Source organism: Acinetobacter gyllenbergii (assembly GCF_001682515.1).
Lineage (GTDB): Bacteria > Pseudomonadota > Gammaproteobacteria > Pseudomonadales > Moraxellaceae > Acinetobacter > Acinetobacter gyllenbergii.
The window spans coordinates 124751-142544 of sequence record NZ_KV575261.1 but is presented as its reverse complement, the minus strand read 5'-3'; the positions used below and the strand labels follow the sequence as shown (position 1 = coordinate 142544).

The following is a 17794-nucleotide window of genomic DNA, read 5'->3' as shown; positions in this document are numbered from 1 at the left end:
CAAAAAACTGGGAAATTCGATAAAATGATTAAAAATATTCATTCGATTTAAAATTTGGCTCTTTATATAAATGACTGATATAGAAATAGAAACACACCCATTACAACCGTTTCTACCTGCGACTGCAAAATTGCTGATGCTCGGTAGTTTTCCGCCGCCACAAAGCCGTTGGAAGATGGATTTTTACTATCCTAATTATCAAAACGACATGTGGCGGATCTTTGGTCTGATCTTTTTTAAAGATAAAGATCACTTTTTAGATTTACCCAATAAAAACTTTAAAGAGCAATTGATCCGTGAATTCTTAACTCAAATTGGTGTGGGAATCTTTGACACAGCCTATCAAGTGAAACGTTTGCAAGGTAATGCTTCTGATAAATTTTTAGAAATCGTCACGCCTACAGATTTATCCAAATTGCTAGAACAAATTCCATTGTGCCATACAATCATGACCACAGGCGATAAAGCGACAGATACGCTGATGCTGCACTTTTCAGAGCAAACCAGTAAGCCTATGATTGGACAGTCGGTACAGGTAAATTATGCTGATCGAGAGCTGAATTTATACAGACTACCGTCATCATCGAGAGCCTATCCTTTAGCGTTGGAAAAGAAAGCTGAAGCATACCAACAATTTTTTGAACAAATTAGCTTAGTCTAATCAAAACAAGAGGGAAATAAATGCAGGATGTCGTAAGCCCCATTGATTTAAGAAGTTTCACTGATGCTTTGGAGTGGCAAGAAACGGCGAATATAAAAAGACCATGGCGAAAGGATTTCTTTGAATATTATGCCAATCTCATTAGACAGCAGGTTTCTAAACAATATCAGGTATTAGAGCTTGGTTCTGGGCCAGGTTTTTTAGCCCAACATTTGCTCTCACAACTTACTAACATTGAGTATACCGCTTTTGATTTTTCAGAAGCGATGCATCAGCTGGCACAAGAAAAACTCAATGCCGCTGAAAGAGCACGTGCAACCTATATTGTTGGAAACTTTAAAGTAGCTGATTGGCAGAATATATTCTCTCAGAAGTATGATTTGATTATTATCCATCAAGCATTACATGAGCTTCGACATAAATGCTATGCAACCGATTTCCATAAAACTGTAAAAACCTTATTAAAACCCCAAGGCTATTATTTAGTGTGTGATCATTTGTGTGCAGCACATGCAATGCAAAATGATCAGCTTTATATGACCAAACAAGAACATTTGGATACACTTGTACAGGCATCTTTTACGCAGATTAAGATGCCGTTAGAGATAGAAGGCCTATGTTTGTTTGAAATGAATCTGAATTAAGTAATCATAGCGAGTCTAGATAAACTCGCTATGCGTTTACATCATCCATTCAACGGGAGAATAAGACACAAAGTGCATGGTAAAACGCTGGAATCTGGTACTTTCAGGATCATGATGATGCTCAACCACTTCACCATTTTCCTTATGTTCATACCATACAATATTACCGTCTTGATCTAATTTAAGCTGATAAGCCACTTGTAATAAATGTTGATCAAGCATGGCAGTAATTTGGTCTTGTAAATGATCAGATTCAACCACTAAGCCAACTTCTGTATTTAAATGTGCGGAGCGGGGGTCGAAGTTAAATGAACCAATAAAAACTTTTCCATCCACATCAAAAAATTTAGCATGCAGACTTGAACGATTTTTACCTTTAACAGGAATTACACTACCAGTCGCAATTTCATACCAAGTCCGTTTTTTACGTTCGATATTCGGTTTAAACTCATACAGTTGCACACCACTTTGCAAAAGTGGTTTACGGTATCGGCTATAAAAAGAATGCACTACGGCGACATCATTGGCCACCAAACTATTGGTCAGAACACGCACTTTAATGCCATCTTTAGACAACTGGTTTAAATACGCTGTGCCTCGCTTGGTGGGAACAAAATAGGCGGATACCAACTCCATATGTTGTTCAGGTTTACCCATAATTTCCAGAACTTGAGCATATAAAAGTTCCTGATCTTTGGCTTGTCCTAAGGCTTTATTGGGATGATCAGCGACAAAATGCGCCTTTGCCCATTGGATGGGGTAGTTTTGTAGGCGTAATTTTAAATAATCTTGTGCAGCTTCAAGTTTATCTTCGGTGGGTGTATCAACTTGCTCTAAGGCTTTATAGCTATTTCTTAAATCCTCAAGTTGCTGGGGTGTACCAGAACCCATTAACTGCTCAGTTGAATAGCTGAGTTTATCGGTCCAAAACTCATCGAAAACCTGCTCCGCTCGATCGACGGCTTTTCCGTAGAATAAAATGTCCATGTCGCTAAACTGAAACTGGTCACTGGCTTCAAAATATTCACTGCTGATATTGCGTCCACCTGTTACTGCAATCGAATGATCGGCAATAGTCAGTTTGTTATGCATACGATGATTAATTTGTTTGAGTCTAAATACATAATCAATAACGCGTAAATGTCTAAACTTATATGGATTGAAAATACGGATTTCAAAATTTGGATGCTGGGCGAGGGCTTTTAGGGTTTTATCCAGTTTTATGCCATTCTGATCATCAATTAATAAACGGACTTTTACTCCACGGTCAGCTGCTTTGAGCAACTCGTGCAACATCATGTTGCCAATGGCATCGTCATTCCAAATATAATATTGTAAATCAAGTTGATACTTGGCATTTCGAATTAAATGAATACGAGAGGCAATACTTAAGAAAGCATCATCCAAAGCTAAAAAAGCAGTTAAACCTTTTTCAATATTAAGATCGGCTTGTGGATCATTCATCCACTTTGTTTTCGTATGCAAGGCGTTACTCCGATCGTGGTTCTGATTGGGCGGCAAAGAACAACCACCAATTCCTAACATGATAACAAGTGTCGTTATCTTAAAACGGTATGAATTTTTTATCATTTTATTGATCAAGCGTGTGAATCCAGCAGCAATGTGTAGGTGATTGATTTTCTTATATATCTAAATTCGACTTCGTTCCAAGGTTGAAATGTAATTATAAATATAATCAATAAGTTATCATTATTAATAATTTAATTTTCTATGTAAACAAGTTCCAATGAGTACAGCTTAATAGAATCTAGATCAATAAATATTGAGTAAAATTACTATACTGGTGTATAGTATATTTTTAGATTTAATGTGGTCGACATTATGCCTAAACAATTAGAGGATAAAAAAAAGATTCTCACACGTGTAAGGCGAATTCAAGGTCAAGTTCAAAGTGTTGAACGTGCTTTGGAAAATGACACAGAATGCGCTGATATTTTGCAGCAAATCTGTGCAGTTCGTGGTGCATTAAACGGTTTGATGACTGAACTACTCGAAATTCATTTAAAAGATACGCTCGTTGTCGGTGAATCTTCGGAGTTGCAACGCAGTCAAGAGCTTATTCAAGTCAGTAAAATTCTTAAATCTTATTTAAAGTAAAATTCAGGAGTGTCATTGTGATTAAATCTCGTGCAGCCGTTGCTTTTGCCGCAGGCGAACCCTTACAAATCGTAGAGCTTGATGTTGAACCACCTAAAGCGGGTGAAGTCCTGATTAAAATTACCCATACAGGTGTGTGCCATACCGATGCCTTCACTTTGTCAGGTGATGATCCTGAAGGTGTTTTTCCGGCAGTGTTGGGTCATGAAGGTGCAGGGGTTGTGGTGCAAGTCGGTGAGGGGGTGACCAGTGTTGCTGTTGGTGACCATGTTATTCCGTTGTATACCGCTGAATGTAAGGAATGTTTATTCTGTAAATCAGGCAAAACCAATTTATGTGTGGCAGTTCGTGCCACTCAAGGCAAAGGCGTGATGCCAGATGGTACAACGCGTTTCTCTTATAATGGTCAACCGATTTATCACTATATGGGGTGTTCAACTTTTAGTGAATATACCGTGGTTGCAGAAGTCTCTTTGGCGAAAATTAATCCTGAAGCCAATCATGAACAAGTCTGTTTATTGGGTTGTGGTGTGACCACGGGTATTGGCGCAGTACACAATACGGCGAAGGTACAAGCAGGCGATAGCGTTGCTGTCTTTGGTCTTGGTGGTATTGGTCTAGCTGTGGTGCAAGGTGCTCGTCAAGCCAAAGCAGGGCGTATTATCGTTGTTGATACCAATCCTGATAAATTTGAGTTGGCAAAACAGTTCGGTGCGACTGACTTCCTTAACCCAAAAGATTATGAGCAGCCGATTCAACAAGTGATTGTTGAAATGACAGGTTGGGGCGTTGACCATTCTTTTGAATGTATCGGCAATACCAATGTCATGCGTTCAGCATTGGAGTGTGCTCATCGTGGTTGGGGACAATCCGTGATTATTGGGGTTGCAGGTGCAGGTCAAGAAATCTCAACACGTCCGTTCCAGTTGGTGACAGGACGCAAATGGATGGGAACTGCCTTTGGTGGGGTAAAAGGACGTACACAACTGCCTAAAATGGTAGAAGATGCCATGAAAGGTGAAATCCAACTTGAACCATTCGTAACACATACCATGCCATTGGATGATATTAATCATGCCTTTGACCTAATGCATGAAGGTAAGTCGATACGTACCGTGATTCATTTCTAATTTAAAAATGATAGGATTTGATGATGTGAAAAGCATCATCAAATCTTAGGTGGATATTGATGTCAAAACCACGTTTAAAACTACATGTTCGCATCCTATCTGATGAACAGATCGCCTTTGGTCCAGGTAAAGCTGAGCTACTTGAAGCGATCCATCGCACAGGATCAATTTCCCAAGCAGCAAAGTCTATGGAGATGAGTTACCGCCGTGCATGGCAACTGGTGGATACCATGAACCAATGCTTTCATTCCAATTTGGTCGATACCCAAACAGGCGGAACGCATGGTGGTGGTGCAGTGCTAACCGAATTGGGGCAAGTGGTACTCAAAAAATTTAGAGCCATGGAGCAGCAAGCAATTCAGGCAGTAACAACTGAGTTTGAAGATCTAGCCAACTATCTAAAAGTAAATAAATAATTTTATAAATATAAATAACTTAAACAGTATTTCATTACATTTGCTTTGATCCTTTCTCTCTCAATAAAAATTTGCCGAGTTATCGCGCATACGTATTTTTGTTGAATCTATTTAGCACTATAAATAAACCATTCAAACGACCTTGTATTTTCTTATTTTTATTAAATAATTGATTTATATATTAAATATATTTTTGGCACGCTTTCTGCTTCTATCTATTCAAACTTGTATACAAGATAGGATTCATAAAGTGAGCGAACTAAAAACTTTAGGCTGGACAATTTCTGAGTGGCAAACAGCGTATTCAAAACAAGAGATTCAGCTGGATATTTTAAAAGAACTGGTTGCAGCGATTGATCCAAACGATGTTGCATGGATTTCGCTGGCCAGTACAGATTTGCTTGAACAACAGATCCAATCTTTAAAGCAACTGACTCAAAATAGCGACAACCTACAAAAACAATTTCCGTTATATGGTGTGCCGTTTGCAGTCAAAGACAATATTGATGTGGCTGGTTTTGTCACCACAGCGGCATGTAAGGCACTGAATACTGTTGCGACACAAGATGCAGAAACGGTTCGTTTACTTAAACAAGCTGGTGCGATTGTACTTGGCAAAACCAATCTTGATCAATTTGCGACGGGTTTAGTTGGCACACGTTCACCATTTGGGGCAGTACCGAATAGTTTTAAACCCGAATATGTCAGTGGTGGTTCAAGTTCAGGTTCAGCCAGTGTGGTGGCACGTGGCTTAGTCCCATTTTCTCTCGGAACTGATACCGCAGGATCGGGGCGTGTTCCAGCCGCTTTCAATAACATTGTCGGATTAAAACCAACCAAAGGGCGTTTTTCCAATCGTGGGCTATTACCCGCAGTAAAAAGTATCGATTGTATTTCTATCTTCGCGCTCACCGTGACTGATGCTGAATTGGTGGCTGCTCAAGTCGAAGCTTATGATGCTTTAGATAGCTATTCACGTCAGCATCCTAAAAACGTACCTGCACGCTTTTCCAGCAAATTGAAATTTGCGATTCCGAATAAATTGAACTTCTTTGGTGATGAATTGGCTGAAAAAGCGTTTCAACACACCATTCAATTACTGGAAAGCTTAAATGCTGAAATTACACCGATTGATTTTTCTGCTTTCGAGCAACTTGCAGCACAACTTTATCAAGGCTCTTGGGTTGCGGAGCGTACCGCTGCGGCGGCTGATTTACTCAAAAGCAATGCCGATGATTTTGATTCGACTGTACTAGAAATTATTAAACAAGGTGAAAAATATTCTGCTGTCGATGCCTACAATGCTGAATATTTAAAACAGGATTTAACCCGAAAAATTCAAGACAGCTTAGCTGCATTTGATGCCTTGATCGTGCCAACTTCACCGACGATTTATACCATTGAGCAAATGCAACAGCACCCGATTGAGTATAACGCACACTTCGGAACGTATACCAATTTCACTAATCTCGCAGATTTAAGTGCCTTGGCATTACCCGCAGGTTTTAGGGCAGATAACTTACCATTTGGTATCACGTTGATTGCACCTGCTTGGCACGATGCAGCTTTGGTGCATTTCGGCAAAGCATGGCAGAACTATTTAGCACTAAAACTCGGAGCTTTAGATAAAACATCATCGATAAGCGCACCAACTTTGGTATCTCCTCATCATATTCGTGTCGCGGTTGTCGGGGCGCACTTAACAGGTATGCCATTGAATTTCCAGCTCACCACGCGTGGCGCAGTGCATGTCGAAACCACCAAAACCTCTCAGGATTATGCGCTTTATGCCTTGAATGGCACAGTTCCCCCAAAACCAGGCTTGGCACGTCAGCAAGAAGGGCAAAGCATCATTGTCGAGCTTTGGGATGTGCCTACAGCACGCTTTGGTGAGTTTGTGGCAGAAATCCCAACGCCGTTGGGTATGGGCAATGTCGAATTGGAAGATGGTCGCTGGGTTAAAGGCTTTATTTGTGAACCCTATGGCTTAGGCGATGCAGAGAATATTAGCCATTTTGGCGGCTGGAGAGCGTATATCCAGCATCGTAATCAAACAGCCAAAGCAGCCAATTAATTTTTAGGGGGAAATCATCATGTTTAAGACCGTACTTATTGCAAACCGTGGTGAAATTGCTGTCCGGGCAATTCGAACACTGAAAAAATTAGGCATTACCAGTGTCGCGGTTTATTCAGACAGTGACCGTTATGCTCAACATGTGCAGGATGCAGATATTGCAATAGCACTGGAAGGTTTAAAGCCAGCTGATACGTATTTGAGTATCGAAAAACTGATTCAAGCAGCCAAACAAACAGGAGCTGAAGCGATTTTTCCGGGCTATGGCTTTCTGTCTGAGAGTGCCGATTTCTCCCGTGCGTGTGAAGAAAATAATATTGCCTTTATGGGTCCAACAGCAGAGCAGATTCTGGAATTTGGTCTAAAGCACCGTGCACGTGAACTCGCCGCAGCAGCTCATGTTCCAATGACACCCGGCACAGGCTTGCTGGACAGTCTAGAAGAAGCATTGACTGCAGCTGAGCGTATTGGTTATCCAATCATGCTAAAAAGCACCGCAGGTGGTGGTGGTATTGGCCTTACCCGTTGTGACACCGCACAAGCACTGGCAGATGCCTATGAAAGTGTGAAACGCCTCGGTGAGCAGTTCTTTAAAGATGCAGGGGTCTTTATTGAATGCTTTATTGATAAAGCACGTCATGTCGAAGTACAGATTTTTGGTGATGGTCAAGGTCAAGTGGTCGCGTTTGGTGAGCGTGATTGTTCATTGCAACGCCGAAACCAAAAAGTGGTTGAAGAAACGCCAGCGGCGAACTTACCTGAAGCAACCCGTAAAAAGCTACATCAAGCGGCAGTTGAACTAGGGCGCTCTGTCAATTATCGCAGTGCAGGAACGGTTGAGTTTATTTATGATGCGCAAAGAGATGAGTTTTATTTCCTTGAGGTGAATACGCGTTTACAGGTAGAGCATCCTGTGACGGAAATGGTGACAGGTCTCGACTTAATCGAGTGTATGCTCAAAGTCGCGGCAGGGGATGCCTTGGATTGGGACTATCTCAGTAATATCCAACCGCAAGGTGCTGCGATTGAGGTCCGAGTTTATGCAGAAGACCCAGTTAAAAATTTTCAACCAAGCCCAGGTGTGCTCACCGAAGTTTCATTTCCCGAAGGTATTCGCGTCGATACTTGGGTGAAAACAGGTACCGAAATTTCTCAGTATTTTGATCCAATGATTGCCAAGATTATTGTGCATGCTGACGATCGAGCGACTGCGATTGAAAAATTAAAAGTGGTTTTAGCGGAAACGCGTTTAAATGGTATCAGCACCAACTTGGATTATGCCCGAGCCATTGTCTCAGACCAACGTTTTGAGTCTATGCAAATTTGGACTCGGATGCTTGACGATTTCAGCTATTCACCAAAAGTGATTGAGGTAGTACAAGCAGGCACCTTGAGTTCAATTCAAGACTATCCAGGACGTACTGGCTATTGGGATATCGGTGTACCGCCTTCGGGTCCAATGGATGATTATGCCTTCCAATTGGCCAATCGAATTGTTGGAAATGATGCTAAAGCAGCGGTTTTTGAGTTTACTTTAGTGGGGCCAAGCTTAAAGTTCCATGCTGATACCACCATTGCACTCACAGGTGCAAGTTGTACCGCTTTGTTAGATGATCAACGCATTGCTTTTTGGCAACCGATTAAGGTCAAAGCAGGCCAAACCCTGAAAATTGGTCAAGTAGCTTCAGGCTGCCGTACTTACTTAGCCGTACGTGATGGACTGGATGTTCCATTATATTTGGGTAGCCGTTCAACCTTTGCATTGGGCAATTTTGGTGGTCATGCAGGACGTACTTTACGTGTTGGCGACATGATCAAAATGGTTGATGCAGAACTTGCCAGTCCAGAATTGCCGCTGGCAACCGATACACCACAAGCGCTATCGAAAGATTTAATCCCTGAATATAGCAATGAGTGGGAAATCGCCGTGTTGTATGGACCACACGGTGCGCCTGATTTCTTTAAACCTGAATATGTCGAAGAATTCTTTGCCTCTGAGTGGACGGTTCACTTTAACTCAAACCGTTTAGGCGTCAGACTTTCAGGTCCGACACCAAGCTGGGCCAGAGAGAATGGTGGTGAAGCAGGTCTGCATCCATCCAATGTGCATGACTGTGAATATGCAATTGGTGCGATCAACTTTACCGGTGATTTCCCAGTGATTTTGGCAAAAGATGGCCCAAGTTTAGGCGGCTTCGTTTGTCCAGTAACCATAGCCAAAGCAGAACTGTGGAAAGTCGGGCAACTGAAAGCCGATGACAAAATCCGTTTTTATCCAATTACGGCGGAACAAGCCAATGCATTAGAACGTAAGCAAATCGACAATATTCAGAACTTTGCGGATGCATCTAAAGTCATTGAAACCATTGAACCTGCTCAAGACGTGTTTAGCACTATTTTGGCTCAACGTGAACCAACTGATTTATCGCCAAAAACCGTGTATCGCCAAGCGGGTGATAGCTATATCTTGCTCGAATATGGTGAAAACGTTTTAGATTTGGCGCTACGTTTGCGTGTGCATCAACTGATTCAAATGATTCGCGATGCCAATCTTGCTGGTGTTTTGGAGTTGTCGCCGGGTGTACGTTCATTACAAATTAAATATGACGGTCTGGTAATTCCTCAAACTGAGCTCATTCATCAATTACTGAAACTTGAAGAGCAAATGGGGGATTTAAGCCAACTGAAAATTCCATCACGTATTGTGCATTTACCAATGGCTTTTGAGGATAGTGCCACTTTAGGTGCCGTAGAGCGTTATCAGGAAAGTGTCTGTGCCAAAGCGCCGTGGTTACCGAATAATGTTGATTTTATCCAAAGGATTAATGGACTGGCACATCGTGATGAAGTCAAAGATATTATTTTTGATGCCAACTATTTAGTGCTAGGTTTGGGCGATGTCTATTTGACAGCACCATGTGCGGTACCGATTGACCCACGTCACCGCTTACTCAGTTCTAAGTACAATCCTGCACGTACTTTTACCGCAGAAGGGACTGTCGGTATTGGAGGGATGTACATGTGTATTTATGGCATGGATTCACCGGGTGGTTATCAGTTGATTGGGCGAACGCTGCCGATCTGGAACAAGTTTAAAAAGAACAAGCAATTTGGTGATAAGCAATGGTTCTTGCAATTCTTTGACCAGATTAAATACTTCCCTGTGACTGAAGCTGAATTGAATGAATGGCGTGCAGATTTTGAAAATGGCTGTGCTCAAATTCAGATTGAAGAAACCGAGTTTGACTATGCCGACTATGTGCAGTTCTTGGACAATGAAGCGGAAAGTATTGCCGCATTTAAAGACAAGCAACAACAGGCTTTTAGCACTGAGGTGAGTCGCTGGAAAGAGGAATTTGCTACACAACCTGAACAACATGTTGAGCAAGCCAATCATGTTGATTACAGCCATCTTTCTTCTTTAAATGCTTCAATGACTGGAAATATCTGGAAGATCTTTGTAGAACATGGCCAAGAGATCAAAAAAGGTGAAACTGTTGCTATTATTGAAGCCATGAAAATGGAGTTGCCTGTCTATGCAGAGGAAGATGGCATCGTCAAAGCCATTATTTGCCGAGCAGGGCAAACCGTACATAGTGGTGAACCATTGGTCTATATGGAATAAGCTTGAATGAAAGAAGCGAACATCAACATAAAGAACACAAGCAAAGGCTCAGACAATTTGTCTGAGCTGGTTTACCAACGCATCAAGAATGACATCTTTGATTTTAAATTGATGCCAGGCGAACGCTTTACTGAGTCTGAAGTTGCTAAAGCCTATGATGTGAGTCGTACCCCCATCCGACAAGCCTTATATCGTTTGCAACAAGAGGGCTATGTTGATGTGAGCTTTCGGAGCGGTTGGCAGATTCGGCCGCTCAATTTTCGTTACTATGAAGAGCTTTATGATGTGCGTATTGTTCTAGAAAAAGATTCGATTCGAAAGCTTTGCCAAATCGATCATCATAACTCGGTTGAGTTGTCGGTGTTAAAAGACCTGTGGTTAGTGCAACCTTCTGAGTATTTAAAAGACATTAAACAACTTTCTCAGCAGGATGAAGATTTTCATTGTGCTTTGGTCCGAGCTTCGGGCAATAATGAAATGGCGAGGATTCATCGGGATTTGAGTGAGCGAATCCGAATCATCCGTCGTTTGGATTTTTCCAAAGATTATCGAGTTGAAGCGACTTATCAGGAACATCAAAAAATATTAGGTTTTATTTTTGATCGGCAAACAGAACAAGCGATCAATGCGATTGAAGCGCATATTATGCAAAGTCGTGATGAAGTGAAAAAGATTACCTTACAGATGTTGGATTCAAGTCAGTTTTATTAGATTTATATTGTTTTTTATATGTGCTGGGGTATCCGTATTTATATGATGAAGATAAACTAAATTATCGAATAACATAGATAAGAAGTTCGTAATTCCTGAATCGATTTGGTCTGAGCAGGGCGATTAAGACGTATTAGCTATAGAGTTTATTGTATCAGAAACATACTTTAATATATTGAGTTAGATGAAGTATTTAGCTATTAAGTTAAACATATCAACTTTTTTCAATATAATGGCAATAAAGATAAGAAGGCATATGCACTTAGAGAGCTGACATGGAAGAATTATCAAAAGAAAATTTAGAACACATATTAGAACTTTGTTCAAAAACTTCTCAAGGACCATGGGTCTCCTATGTGGAAGGTAGAAATCATCAGAGTGGGTCTAATTTTATTATGACAGGCAATGAGGATATTGAGTTAATCGGTGCAACTATTACTGATCAGGATTTTATAGCAAACGCCAAACAAGATATCCCAAAATTAATTTCAGAAATTTTTAGACTTAGAGCACTTTTAGAAATGGATAGAAATAATAATTTGTGATGGTGATAATTGGTAGTTTTTTAAGCTAATAACGCATAAAATTAAGTAATTAATCAATTGTTTAAAAAGGTTTTTTGTCAATTAGGATGATAGGAAGAAAATGTGCTGGTTGTAGCACACCGATTACCCCCCAAAAAAATTCATCAGTACATTCGCTATGCTGATGGCGGAGCCACAGTTCAAGAAAATTTAGTACAATTATGTAGTTGAAGAAATATTTGCTACAAATCAATCTATAAATAAAGGAAAATTGAATGAATGATAATCTGAAATCTTTATATGATGAAGGCCCACAAGCCATTCCTAGTATTTGGCGGAATACTATTTTTGAAATAGTTGAGGCATGTAAAAATTATGATATAGGATCTTATAATCAAATAAAGGGGATTGTAAGTATTGACACCGATAATTTTGAAGAAATTATTTCAGATATAAACACTTATGGTGAATTTTTGATTAGTTTGCCAGATCAAACATGGGAGTCTTCACAATGCATATGGAAAGGGGATTCTTGTTGGCATGTTTTTATTGATTTATTTACAATTAGTGAAGGGAAAAGTGATCTGATACTATTTCTGACTGTTGAAATTGATAAAAATAATAGTTTCTCATTTAATGTTAATAATTTTTATGTACCTTGAATTTCAAATGGTTAACTTATCTCCTTCTATTTAGCTTTCTAGGTAGCAGAAACTTAAGCAAATTATTCATATATGAGTAATTGGTTTTTTATACATTTAAAAGAATAGATCTATGGTTGCTAAGAATATACATTCAACATCTTATCAAAGCGGAACTTCACAAAACTCTCTTTTCCATGCCTAATTCTGCGTAAAACTAACAGTTTTTATCTGTTTGCTATTTAATAATAAAAATCACATTTCCAATCATCAGATGACACATGATGAATGACCAGACTCTGATCAATTTATTTCTAAAACTCATACCGAAAGAAGGCTTTTTTGCTACGGCCATTGATGGCATCACCTTAATGCGTGTTGATCACAACACACCACCGATTGCTGTACTACAAGAACCAACCTTAGTGTTTGTTTTACAAGGTCAGAAGCGTGGTTATATTGGGACAGAAACATATTCGTTCAAGCAAAATGAATGCCTGATCGTCTCAGTTTCTATGCCATTTGACTGTGACACCATTGCCAGTCCTGAAGCACCTATGATTGCGATCAGCATGAAGTTGGAAGCAGATACGGTCAATGAACTACTGGCTAAAACCTATTTTGAAAACTACCAGTTTAAGCCACTCACCACAGGAATGAGTGTGATTCAGTATGATCAAACGCTATCGAATGTCCTCATCCGTTTGTTAAATACCCTGACTTCCGAGCAAGATGTATTGATCTTGGGAGATCAGGTTAAACGAGAATTGCTGTATAGGGTGATTCAACATTCAGGTGCTGCTGCATTAAAAGGGCTGGTCGCTCAGGGCAATCTCAGACCGATTTATAAAATTTGTGAATATATTCAACATCATTTTACTGAAAAACTCACTGTGGAAATGCTGGCAGAACAGGCCAATATGAGTACTTCTGCCTTCCATAAAGCCTTTAAACAAGTCACACAACATTCGCCTTTGCAATATTTAAAAGTGGTTCGGTTGCATAAGGCAAAACAATTGTTGCAAAACGCAGACCAAAGTGTGGCGCAGGCAGCTTATGCTGTTGGATATCAGAGCTCTTCTCAATTTAGCCGAGAATTTAAAAAGCAGTTTGGTTTTCCACCCAAACATGCTGAATTTAATACTGAAACGGAGTCATGATTAAATGAATCAAAATAGCTTAGAACAAATGAAATATATCGAAATTACACAAGCGGGTGGTCCAGAAGTATTACAAGTGACGCAAGGGCCTCGACCAGAGATTAAAGCAGATGAAGTGCTCATTGAAGTCTACGCAACAGGAATCAATCGACCTGATATTTTACAACGCCAAGGTCTCTATCCGATGCCTAAAGGGGTCACACCTATCCCTGGGTTGGAAGTTTCAGGCGTGGTTCGTCAAGTGGGTGAACACGTCACACAGTTTAAAATCGGTGATAAAGTCTGTGCACTGACTAATGGTGGTGGGTATGCAGAATACTGTGCCGTACCTGCCAATCAAACCTTAAAAATCCCAAAGAATCTGAGTTTTGTCGAAGCGGCTGCTATTCCTGAAACCTATTTTACCGTTTGGGCCAATCTGTTTCAGATTGGACAGTTGAAAAAGAATGAAACCGTACTGATTCATGGTGGCGCAAGTGGTATTGGGTCCACAGCAATTAGCTTGTGCCATGCAATGGGCATTAAAAACTTTTCTACGGTTGGTAGTGATGACAAAGTAGAGAAATTAGCTTCGGTGTCGCAAGTGATCAACTACAAAACACAGGATTTTGAAAAAGAAGTTTTGGCCCAAACTGATGGTCAGGGTGTTGATGTGATTCTCGATATTATTGGTGCCGCTTACTTTAACCAAAACTTGAGATTATTAAAGCGTGATGGTCGATTGGTCATTATCGGTTTTATGGGGGGGCGAAAAGTCGATGGCTTTGATATACAAGAATTGATGTTAAAACGTGCGGTAGTGACTGGTTCGACCATGCGTGCCAGAACCAATGCTGAAAAAGCTCAAATTACCCAAGAACTTGAGCAGTTTGTCTGGCCGTTAATTGAAGCGGATCAATGTAAGCCAATAATCTATAAAACCTTTGCATTTGATGACGTGGCTCAGGCGCATCAATGCCTAGAGAGCAGTCAACATACGGGCAAAGTGGTACTCGAAATTAAATCTGAATTTGCCTAATTGTGTTCAATCCATGCCTGTTCATACTCAAAACTTGAGTGTGGCAGGTGACTCAAGCAGTATGAATATAAACATAACGACATGATGAGGAACCTTGAAAATGACTACAAATCCTGATGATCGCAACCCAAGTCCAGACCGTGCAGAAGATAATGCTTTTTTCCCGTCACCCTATTCACTGAGTCAATATACATCGGCAAAAACTGACTATGATGGCACGACTTATCCAAACCCATACCAAGGCGATAAAAAGATTTTAATGATTGCAACAGATGAACGTTATATCTTGATGCAAAACGAAAAATTCTTTTCAACAGGAAATCATCCTGTTGAAATGTTATTACCTATGTTTCATTTGGATAATGCTGGCTTTGCCTTTGATGTGGCGACACTTTCTGGTAATCCAGTTAAGTTAGAAATGTGGGCGATGCCGAATGAAGAGCAGGTGGTTTTAGAAACTTATAAAAAATATGAAAAACAACTCAAAGCACCGCTGAAGTTGACAGATATTTTGGAACAAGCTTTAAGTGCAGATTCACCTTATGCGGGTATCTTTATTCCAGGTGGGCATGGTGTGCTTGCCAAAATTCCAGAGAGCCAAGAAGTCAAAGCGTTGTTAAAGTGGGCAGTTGCAAATGATAAATACGTGATTACATTATGCCATGGTCCCGCATCTCTGCTTGCAGCTTCAGTTGATGAGAATCCACAGGATTATATTTTTAAAGATTATCAGATTTGTGTATTTCCTGACGCGTTAGATAAAGGCCCGAATATTGAGATTGGTTATATGCCGGGACAATTACCTTGGTTAGTCGGTGAAAATCTTGAAAAGCTCGGTGTGGAAATCTTGAATAAAGGTATCACAGGGCAGGTTCATCAAGATCGAAAATTATTAACAGGTGATAGCCCACTGGCTTCAAATAATCTTGGAAAACTCGCTGCGACAACTTTATTGGCAGATCCTGATCTTCAATAAACCTTGCTGTTGCAATACTCAAAAGCCTAGCTAAATTGCTAGGCTTTTATTATTGGAAATTTGGTGAAACATCCTGAAGCATATTTTTGTGGATTTTTTTGCTTCAAAAGTCAGATTTTCATACTTATTTTTTATAGAAATGAACATTGAACTGACACCAAAATTACATTTATGTCATTCAAAACTATTTAAAGTTCTAGAACGTTATTATCATCTTAAGTAGGGCGTTAACAGGTTTAAGATGAAAATATTACTAGTCGAAGATGAGCAAAAAATTGGGAGTTATCTTAACCAAGCCTTATCAGAAGCAGGTTATATAATCGACTGGGTCACAGATGAAATAACGGGTAAGCATCTTGCGCTCTTGTTTAGTGAATATGATTTAGTGGTATTGGATGTCATGTTTGCTGGTTTAAATGGCTGGAACATTCTGCATGATGTTGGAAAGAATGGAAAAAGTATGCCTATTTTGTTTTTGATTGCGCGCGATCAAATTGAAGAGCGTGTAAAAGCACTTGGCCTTTCTTTTACTTTAGTCGAGCTTCTCACACGAATCAAAGGTCTATTAAACAGAGAGCAGTGGAATCATGAAATCAACCGAATCTGTGTTGCCGATCTTGAGCTTGATCTCTGGAAACGTTGTGTTAGCCGGGCAGGTCAACGCATTAATCTGACCAGTCAAGAATATGCACTGATGGAGCTATTCATGAGTAGGCGTGGAGAGGTTTTACCTAAATCGCTCATTGCATCACAGATTTGGGATATGGATCGCGAAACTGATACTAAGATGGTTGAAGTGGCTATTAGTCGTTTAAGAAATAAAATTGACCGTAATTTTCGACCTAAGCTAATTCATAATATCTATGGCATGGGTTATGTACTTGCAGAGTGGCGCGGCTCAAGGGAAGCGCATAAAGCAAGATCGAGCTTTGAAATCAATCAATAATGGTTTAAATGTCGATTTTAATGCAGGGTGTGTATCCATTTGTCAGTTAAGTGACAACTCAGACCATTCATTGTGGTTAAAGTAAAACAGAGAAGGAATCGAATAAATTTAGGCAAATAAATGAAAATTTGTATTTATGGTGCAGGCAGTATTGGATGTTATCTTGGTGGTCGTTTAGTGGCAGCAGGAGTCAATGTTGATTTTATTGTGCGCCCGAAAATACAACATCAGTTACAGCAATATGGGCTCACGGTATCCGATTATCTCGGACAAACATACGCTATTCCAGCATCACAGCTTCAACTCAGCAGTGAGTCAAGTCTAGCAACACAAGCCGATATCATTTTAGTCTGTGTCAAATCCACTGCAACGGAGCAAGTGGCGCATGAGTTAAAAGAGACTTTAAAGAAAAATACCATCGTTATCAGTTTTCAGAACGGTGTAAGTAATGCTGGAATTCTAAAGCAGGTTTTATCTGAACATACAATTCTTGAGGGTATGGTACCTTTTAATGTCGCTGCTTTGGGCAATGGGATTTTCCATCAAGGTACAGAAGGGGCTTTGTGTGTGAAAAAACATGCTGGCTTGAATGAGCTTGTTGCCGCATTTAATGGCGCTCAGCTTGAACTGAAACTTGAAGATGATATGCAGGCGATTCAATGGGCAAAGTTATTGCTAAACCTGAATAACTCAGTGAATGCTTTATCTCAGCTTCCACTTAAACAACAACTTTCAATTCGAGCCTATCGTCAATGTTTGGCAATGGCACAGAAGGAAGCCTTAGGTCTTCTTAAAATTGCTAAAATTCAACCTGCTCAACTGACAGCGATACCAGCACAATTTGTCCCATATGTATTAAAACTGCCAAATTCTATTTTCAATTTGCTGAGCAAGAAAATGTTGGCGATTGATCCACTGGCTCGATCTTCAATGGCAGATGACCTTATGGCGGGGCGAGCAACGGAAATTGACTGGATTAATGGAGAGGTTGTTCGTTTAGCAACGCAACTGAATTTAAAAGCGTCAATCAATCAAAAGTTGATTGAGTTAATTAAACAAGCTGAAATCACACCGAAAGCATGGTCGGCAAAAGCGCTTAAAGATCAGTTAGAAATAGTGAATAGGACAGCATCTTAAATAAGAGTCATAG

16 protein-coding genes are annotated in these 17794 nt (G+C 40.1%); 15 read left to right on the top strand and 1 reads right to left on the bottom strand.

The features are described from left to right. Positions 1–70: 70 nt before the first annotated feature. Both NG55_RS00695 and NG55_RS00690 read left to right on the top strand, forming a co-directional pair. A complete protein-coding gene (locus NG55_RS00695) occupies positions 71–661 on the top strand; it encodes a uracil-DNA glycosylase family protein (protein ID WP_065341999.1) in 591 nt (196 codons plus the stop codon). 20 nt (positions 662–681) lie between these two features. Next, positions 682–1305: a class I SAM-dependent methyltransferase gene (locus NG55_RS00690; protein WP_065341998.1), complete on the top strand. Its 624-nt coding sequence runs from the start codon at positions 682–684 to the stop codon at positions 1303–1305. A gap of 36 nt (positions 1306–1341) precedes the next feature. Here the strand turns inward: NG55_RS00690 and NG55_RS00685 are convergent, their stop codons facing one another. Next, on the bottom strand, positions 1342–2850 hold the full coding sequence (locus NG55_RS00685) for a phospholipase D family protein (protein ID WP_065341997.1): 1509 nt from the start codon (positions 2848–2850) through the stop codon (positions 1342–1344). A gap of 297 nt (positions 2851–3147) precedes the next feature. Between NG55_RS00685 and NG55_RS00680 the strand changes: the two genes are divergently transcribed. The 13 genes from NG55_RS00680 (at position 3148) to NG55_RS00620 (ending at position 17781) form a co-directional block, all read left to right on the top strand. Further along, positions 3148–3423: a metal/formaldehyde-sensitive transcriptional repressor gene (locus NG55_RS00680; RefSeq protein ID WP_004653592.1), complete on the top strand. Its 276-nt coding sequence runs from the start codon at positions 3148–3150 to the stop codon at positions 3421–3423. A gap of 20 nt (positions 3424–3443) precedes the next feature. Beyond that, positions 3444–4553, top strand: a complete 1110-nt coding sequence (locus NG55_RS00675) for an S-(hydroxymethyl)glutathione dehydrogenase/class III alcohol dehydrogenase (protein ID WP_065342684.1) — start codon at positions 3444–3446, stop codon at positions 4551–4553. A 59-nt stretch (positions 4554–4612) separates the two neighbouring features. Beyond that, entirely contained in the window at positions 4613–4969 is a 357-nt protein-coding gene (locus NG55_RS00670; protein WP_065341996.1) for a winged helix-turn-helix domain-containing protein, read from the top strand. Between the two features lie 250 nt (positions 4970–5219). Next, positions 5220–7043, top strand: coding sequence for an allophanate hydrolase (gene atzF, locus NG55_RS00665; RefSeq protein ID WP_065341995.1), 1824 nt, complete (start codon positions 5220–5222; stop codon positions 7041–7043). Between the two features lie 19 nt (positions 7044–7062). Then, positions 7063–10668: an urea carboxylase gene (gene uca, locus NG55_RS00660; protein ID WP_065341994.1), complete on the top strand. Its 3606-nt coding sequence runs from the start codon at positions 7063–7065 to the stop codon at positions 10666–10668. A 6-nt stretch (positions 10669–10674) separates the two neighbouring features. Next, a complete protein-coding gene (locus NG55_RS00655) occupies positions 10675–11379 on the top strand; it encodes a GntR family transcriptional regulator (protein ID WP_065341993.1) in 705 nt (234 codons plus the stop codon). A 275-nt stretch (positions 11380–11654) separates the two neighbouring features. After that, positions 11655–11924: a hypothetical protein gene (locus NG55_RS00650; RefSeq protein ID WP_016660265.1), complete on the top strand. Its 270-nt coding sequence runs from the start codon at positions 11655–11657 to the stop codon at positions 11922–11924. A 254-nt stretch (positions 11925–12178) separates the two neighbouring features. Beyond that, positions 12179–12565, top strand: coding sequence for a DUF7668 domain-containing protein (locus NG55_RS00645; protein WP_016660264.1), 387 nt, complete (start codon positions 12179–12181; stop codon positions 12563–12565). A gap of 260 nt (positions 12566–12825) precedes the next feature. After that, positions 12826–13704: an AraC family transcriptional regulator gene (locus NG55_RS00640; RefSeq protein WP_023269713.1), complete on the top strand. Its 879-nt coding sequence runs from the start codon at positions 12826–12828 to the stop codon at positions 13702–13704. Between the two features lie 4 nt (positions 13705–13708). After that, positions 13709–14722, top strand: a complete 1014-nt coding sequence (locus tag NG55_RS00635; RefSeq protein ID WP_065341992.1) for an NAD(P)H-quinone oxidoreductase — start codon at positions 13709–13711, stop codon at positions 14720–14722. A 100-nt stretch (positions 14723–14822) separates the two neighbouring features. After that, positions 14823–15698 (top strand): glyoxalase III HchA, encoded by an 876-nt coding sequence (gene hchA / locus NG55_RS00630; RefSeq protein WP_065341991.1) that lies wholly within the window; start codon positions 14823–14825, stop codon positions 15696–15698. Positions 15699–15939: 241 nt separating this feature from the next. Then, on the top strand, positions 15940–16644 hold the full coding sequence (locus NG55_RS00625) for a winged helix-turn-helix domain-containing protein (RefSeq protein ID WP_016540050.1): 705 nt from the start codon (positions 15940–15942) through the stop codon (positions 16642–16644). Positions 16645–16764: 120 nt separating this feature from the next. Beyond that, complete coding sequence (locus NG55_RS00620) at positions 16765–17781, top strand: 2-dehydropantoate 2-reductase (protein WP_065341990.1); 1017 nt, start codon at positions 16765–16767, stop codon at positions 17779–17781. The last annotated feature ends 13 nt before the right edge of the window (positions 17782–17794 follow it).

What these genes read in the sequence shown, in the direction of transcription:
- NG55_RS00695 (WP_065341999.1), top strand. Translation starts at nt 71, where the DNA reads ATGACTGATATAGAAATAGAAACACACCCATTACAACCGTTTCTACCT.
- NG55_RS00690 (WP_065341998.1), top strand. Translation starts at nt 682, where the DNA reads ATGCAGGATGTCGTAAGCCCCATTGATTTAAGAAGTTTCACTGATGCT.
- NG55_RS00685 (WP_065341997.1), bottom strand. Translation starts at nt 2,850, where the DNA reads ATGTTAGGAATTGGTGGTTGTTCTTTGCCGCCCAATCAGAACCACGAT.
- NG55_RS00680 (WP_004653592.1), top strand. Translation starts at nt 3,148, where the DNA reads ATGCCTAAACAATTAGAGGATAAAAAAAAGATTCTCACACGTGTAAGG.
- NG55_RS00670 (WP_065341996.1), top strand. Translation starts at nt 4,613, where the DNA reads ATGTCAAAACCACGTTTAAAACTACATGTTCGCATCCTATCTGATGAA.
- uca (WP_065341994.1), top strand. Translation starts at nt 7,063, where the DNA reads ATGTTTAAGACCGTACTTATTGCAAACCGTGGTGAAATTGCTGTCCGG.
- NG55_RS00655 (WP_065341993.1), top strand. Translation starts at nt 10,675, where the DNA reads ATGAAAGAAGCGAACATCAACATAAAGAACACAAGCAAAGGCTCAGAC.
- NG55_RS00650 (WP_016660265.1), top strand. Translation starts at nt 11,655, where the DNA reads ATGGAAGAATTATCAAAAGAAAATTTAGAACACATATTAGAACTTTGT.
- NG55_RS00645 (WP_016660264.1), top strand. Translation starts at nt 12,179, where the DNA reads ATGAATGATAATCTGAAATCTTTATATGATGAAGGCCCACAAGCCATT.
- NG55_RS00640 (WP_023269713.1), top strand. Translation starts at nt 12,826, where the DNA reads ATGATGAATGACCAGACTCTGATCAATTTATTTCTAAAACTCATACCG.
- NG55_RS00635 (WP_065341992.1), top strand. Translation starts at nt 13,709, where the DNA reads ATGAATCAAAATAGCTTAGAACAAATGAAATATATCGAAATTACACAA.
- hchA (WP_065341991.1), top strand. Translation starts at nt 14,823, where the DNA reads ATGACTACAAATCCTGATGATCGCAACCCAAGTCCAGACCGTGCAGAA.
- NG55_RS00625 (WP_016540050.1), top strand. Translation starts at nt 15,940, where the DNA reads ATGAAAATATTACTAGTCGAAGATGAGCAAAAAATTGGGAGTTATCTT.
- NG55_RS00620 (WP_065341990.1), top strand. Translation starts at nt 16,765, where the DNA reads ATGAAAATTTGTATTTATGGTGCAGGCAGTATTGGATGTTATCTTGGT.